This window comes from Enterobacter sp. ZOR0014 (genome assembly GCF_000798855.1).
Taxonomy (GTDB): Bacteria; Pseudomonadota; Gammaproteobacteria; order Enterobacterales; family Enterobacteriaceae; genus Enterobacter; species Enterobacter kobei.
This window is the reverse complement of record NZ_JTLF01000155.1, coordinates 1-4,432: the sequence shown is the minus strand read 5'-3', so window position 1 is coordinate 4,432 and position 4,432 is coordinate 1. Positions and strand designations below refer to the sequence as shown.

At 49.8% G+C, this 4,432-nt stretch carries 6 protein-coding genes; 3 read left to right on the top strand and 3 right to left on the bottom strand.

Annotated features, from left to right (window positions below; all coding sequences use genetic code 11):
• Positions 1 to 45: 45 nt before the first annotated feature.
• From rsmB to mscL, 3 genes are all read left to right on the top strand, one after another.
• The gene (gene rsmB / locus L977_RS07980) at positions 46 to 1,332 is read left to right on the top strand and encodes a 16S rRNA (cytosine(967)-C(5))-methyltransferase RsmB (protein WP_047625547.1); all 1,287 of its coding nucleotides are present in this window, start codon (positions 46 to 48) and stop codon (positions 1,330 to 1,332) included.
• Positions 1,333 to 1,354: 22 nt separating this feature from the next.
• Positions 1,355 to 2,731 (top strand): Trk system potassium transporter TrkA, encoded by a 1,377-nt coding sequence (gene trkA / locus L977_RS07975; protein WP_014885463.1) that lies wholly within the window; start codon positions 1,355 to 1,357, stop codon positions 2,729 to 2,731.
• 146 nt (positions 2,732 to 2,877) lie between these two features.
• Positions 2,878 to 3,288 (top strand): large-conductance mechanosensitive channel protein MscL, encoded by a 411-nt coding sequence (gene mscL, locus L977_RS07970; protein WP_014833515.1) that lies wholly within the window; start codon positions 2,878 to 2,880, stop codon positions 3,286 to 3,288.
• Here the strand turns inward: mscL and L977_RS07965 are convergent, their stop codons facing one another.
• Genes L977_RS07965 through L977_RS07955 form a run of 3 tightly spaced genes read right to left on the bottom strand, consistent with a single transcriptional unit; the run spans position 3,289 to position 4,358 of the window.
• Positions 3,289 to 3,504, bottom strand: a complete 216-nt coding sequence (locus tag L977_RS07965; RefSeq protein WP_014885464.1) for an alternative ribosome-rescue factor A — start codon at positions 3,502 to 3,504, stop codon at positions 3,289 to 3,291.
• Positions 3,505 to 3,561: 57 nt separating this feature from the next.
• Positions 3,562 to 3,987, bottom strand: coding sequence for a Zn(2+)-responsive transcriptional regulator (zntR, locus tag L977_RS07960; RefSeq protein ID WP_014885465.1), 426 nt, complete (start codon positions 3,985 to 3,987; stop codon positions 3,562 to 3,564).
• Between the two features lie 2 nt (positions 3,988 to 3,989).
• On the bottom strand, positions 3,990 to 4,358 hold the full coding sequence (locus tag L977_RS07955; RefSeq protein ID WP_014885466.1) for a DUF1992 domain-containing protein: 369 nt from the start codon (positions 4,356 to 4,358) through the stop codon (positions 3,990 to 3,992).
• Positions 4,359 to 4,432: the final 74 nt, after the last annotated feature.

Here is a 4,432-nt window from a genome sequence, read left to right as displayed (position 1 = left end):
ATTTGCTTAAAGCCCGGTGTTCCGGGCATTTTTATTTTTACGGTTATGAAAAAACAAAATCTTCGCAGTATGGCGGCGCAGGCCGTTGAGCAGGTCATCGAGCAGGGTCAGTCATTGAGTAATGTCCTGCCTCCCCTGCAACAAAAAGTATCTGATAAAGACAAAGCCCTGCTTCAGGAGCTCTGTTTTGGCGTCCTGCGCACTCTCTCTCAACTTGAGTGGCTCATTAATAAGCTGATGTCACGCCCAATGACCGGCAAACAGCGCACCATACATTATTTGATTATGGTGGGTTTTTATCAGCTTCTTCATACCCGAATCCCCCCTCATGCCGCACTGGCTGAGACGGTGGAAGGTGCCGTTGCGATTAAACGTCCTCAGTTGAAAGGGCTGATCAACGGTGTACTGCGTCAGTTCCAGCGACAGCAGGAAGAGCTGCTGGCTGAATTTACGCAAAGCGAAACACGTTACCTGCACCCGGACTGGCTTCTGAATCGCCTTAAAAAGGCGTATCCACAACAATGGCAAAACATTGCCGAAGCCAATAATCAACGTCCACCGATGTGGCTGCGCGTAAACCGGAATCATCATACCCGCGATGCCTGGCTGAGCTTGCTCGAAGAGGCCGGAATGAGTGGATTCACGCATGATGCCTATCCTGACGCCGTGCGTTTAGCTTCCCCTGCACCGGTACATGCTTTACCCGGTTTTGATGAAGGCTGGGTGACCGTACAGGATGCCTCTGCTCAGGGTTGTATGACTTTCCTTGACCCGAAAAATGGCGAGCAGATCCTCGATCTGTGCGCAGCACCGGGCGGAAAAACAACGCACATTCTGGAAGTGGCTCCGCAGGCCAGCGTGATGGCAGTCGATGCTGATGAGCAGCGTCTTTCACGCGTCTACGATAACCTTAAGCGTCTGGATATGAAGGCTCAGGTTAAGCAGGGCGATGGACGCAAACCCGCAGAATGGTGTGGTGAAACACAATTCGATCGTATTTTGCTGGATGCCCCTTGCTCTGCAACCGGTGTTATTCGCCGTCACCCCGATATCAAGTGGCTGCGCCGCGATCGTGATATCAAGGAACTTGCCCAACTGCAATCGGATATTCTTGACGCCATCTGGCCGCATCTAAAACCTGGTGGAACGTTGGTCTACGCGACCTGCTCCGTGCTGCCGGAAGAAAACAGCCAGCAAATCGCGGCCTTCCTTAAACGCACTCCGGACGCTACGCTGCGTGATACGGGAACACCTGAAAACCCGGGTCAGCAGAACCTGCCGGGTGCGGAAGAGGGTGATGGCTTCTTTTACGCTAAGCTAATCAAAGAGTGATGTTGAGAACAGGTCACAAGATATGAAGATTATCATTCTGGGCGCAGGACAGGTTGGTGGAACGCTGGCAGAAAACCTGGTTGGCGAAAACAATGACATCACTATTGTTGATACCAACGGCGATCGTCTGCGCGTATTGCAGGACAAATTTGACCTTCGTGTTGTGCAGGGTCACGGTTCGCATCCGCGCGTTCTGCGCGAGGCGGGCGCTGACGATGCCGACATGCTGGTTGCGGTCACCAGTTCTGATGAAACCAATATGGTGGCTTGTCAGGTGGCCTATTCGCTTTTCAACACGCCAAACCGAATCGCACGTATCCGCTCTCCGGACTATGTTCGCGATGCCGAGAAACTGTTTAATTCAGAAGCGGTTCCAATCGATCATCTCATCGCGCCTGAACAACTGGTTATCGACAATATCTATCGCCTGATCGAATATCCAGGGGCACTGCAGGTGGTGAACTTTGCCGAAGGTAAAGTCAGTCTGGCTGTAGTTAAGGCTTATTACGGTGGGCCATTGATTGGCAACGCGTTGTCCACCATGCGCGAACATATGCCCCATATTGATACGCGCGTCGCCGCCATTTTCCGTCACGACAGACCTATCCGCCCGCAAGGCTCTACCATTGTCGAAGCTGGCGATGAGGTCTTCTTTATTGCTGCCTCTCAGCATATCCGTGCGGTGATGAGTGAGCTACAGCGTCTCGAAAAGCCTTATAAACGTATTATGCTGGTCGGCGGCGGCAATATCGGCGCGGGTCTCGCGCGCAGGCTTGAAAAAGACTATAGCGTGAAATTGATCGAGCGCGATCAACAGCGGGCTTCTGAACTGGCGGAGAAGTTGCAAAATACGATCGTATTTTATGGCGATGCGTCGGATCAGGAGTTGCTGGCAGAAGAACATATTGATCAAGTAGATCTTTTTATTGCCGTCACTAATGATGACGAGGCGAATATTATGTCCGCCATGCTCGCCAAACGAATGGGGGCAAAGAAGGTCATGGTGCTTATCCAGCGTAAGGCTTATGTTGATCTCGTTCAGGGCAGCGTTATTGATATTGCCATTTCACCGCAGCAGGCAACGATTTCGGCCCTGCTTAGCCATGTACGTAAAGCGGACATTGTCGGTGTTTCATCACTCCGCCGCGGTGTGGCTGAAGCCATTGAAGCGGTGGCGCATGGTGATGAAACCACATCACGCGTTGTGGGCCGCGCCATCGACGAAATTAAACTGCCGCCAGGCACCATAATCGGCGCTGTCGTGCGTGGGAATGATGTCATGATCGCCAATGATAATTTGCGTATTGAACAAGGCGATCACGTAATTATGTTCCTTACCGATAAAAAGTTTATTACCGACGTCGAACGTTTATTCCAGCCAAGTCCCTTCTTCCTTTAATGAGTCGGGTGCTCGCATACGAGCACCCACGCTTTAACCGCTTAATTCCTGTGCCTTTTATTTTTCATAACGTTTAATTATCCCGAATGGCAAATAGCTAATCATTTGTTAAACTTATAGTCGTCAGCTGGCACAAGGAGAACATAATGAGTTTTATTAAAGAATTTCGCGAATTTGCGATGCGCGGGAACGTGGTTGATTTGGCAGTGGGTGTCATTATTGGTGCGGCATTCGGCAAGATTGTTTCATCATTAGTTGCAGATATCATCATGCCGCCTTTAGGGTTGCTCATCGGGGGCATTGATTTCAAACAATTCGCCTTCACGCTGCGTGAAGCGCAGGGGGATATCCCGGCAGTAGTGATGCATTATGGTGTATTTATTCAGAACGTATTTGATTTCGTGATTGTGGCGTTTGCTATTTTCATGGCTATCAAGCTGATCAACAGACTCAACCGTAAAAAAGAAGAGCCAGCAGCTGCGCCAGCACCAACGAAAGAAGAAGTCTTGCTGACTGAAATCCGCGATCTGTTAAAAGAGCAGAACAACCGCGTTTAATCAGCAAATTAAAGCAGGAAGGCCAGTGGTAAATAAGCGATTCGCTTGCTTGCCACTGGCCTCCCAGTTACCCCGTTTTGCATGTTTGTTTTTACGCAGATAACTTCCCTTCCCTTTTTTATTCTTTTCAACACGCTGTCGAAAAAGCGGGTCGTGAAGTAAGGCCTCAATGGCATTGTCTTTAATTTGTCCCTTCGTATGCTGATAGTGGCTCATCTTTTCTCCTGAGCATGATTTATGACGACGGAAGTTTAGACCCGGGTGGATTAAAAATCAACATCCCCGCGTTTCTCCACTGGCCCCCTGTTCAAGGGCTTCAAGAATTGAACAATAAATACTGCTATGGGCCGTTCCACAGCAGGCATCATTCAGCCTTTGCAGAGAACGTTGCATGGTTTGCAGCTCCTGAATACGGGCTTCAACTTCATCAAGCCGGGCCTGCACGATGCTTTTTGATTCCTGGCAGGTATGATGTTCAGGATCGATGCGGATCGATAATAACTCGCGGATCGAGTCCAGCGTGAATCCAAGCTGTCGCGCATAGCGTATAAATCTTAAACGCTGTAGATCGTTATCGGTATAAAGCCGAAACCCGCCTTCTGTGCGTACTTCATGATCGATCATCTGCTGCTTTTCGTAATATCGGATAGTATCCGGCGTTACGTTCGCGAGCTTTGCAAGTTCACCGATACGGTACATCGCTACTCCTCGTTTATTTTCTGCATCAATCTTTCACTGTATTCGCCATGCAGAAATTCAGTACTCAACCCGGCCTGACGTAACTTGAGCTCGACAAGGGCAAGCCTGCGGCTAAGTTCAGTATGTCGTGGATCGTCCCGGCGAATACCTTTTAGCAAATCGATAAGTTCAACGGCCTCTCTGCGCTGCTCAAGCTCAGGAGGAAGACAGCCGGCGTTTTTTAGTAAACGATATCCGGCCCGCAGTTCAGGCGCAATATGCGAATCATCTTCCAGCACAAGAGGTTCGCCGCTTCCGGGGAGATCGTCGAAATCACCTTTATTTTGGGCATCGCGAATATGGCGTTCTGCCCACTGGTCAAGCAACCACATCGTCAGCTCCAGGGGATGAACAGAATTAATACAAACATTGTAGGGAAGTGGGGATACTGCGGATATAAAAAAAC

Coding starts and splice junctions, on each gene's coding strand:
- rsmB (WP_047625547.1), top strand. CDS start 46: ATGAAAAAACAAAATCTTCGCAGTATGGCGGCGCAGGCCGTTGAGCAG.
- trkA (WP_014885463.1), top strand. CDS start 1,355: ATGAAGATTATCATTCTGGGCGCAGGACAGGTTGGTGGAACGCTGGCA.
- mscL (WP_014833515.1), top strand. CDS start 2,878: ATGAGTTTTATTAAAGAATTTCGCGAATTTGCGATGCGCGGGAACGTG.
- L977_RS07965 (WP_014885464.1), bottom strand. CDS start 3,504: ATGAGCCACTATCAGCATACGAAGGGACAAATTAAAGACAATGCCATT.
- zntR (WP_014885465.1), bottom strand. CDS start 3,987: ATGTACCGTATCGGTGAACTTGCAAAGCTCGCGAACGTAACGCCGGAT.
- L977_RS07955 (WP_014885466.1), bottom strand. CDS start 4,358: ATGTGGTTGCTTGACCAGTGGGCAGAACGCCATATTCGCGATGCCCAA.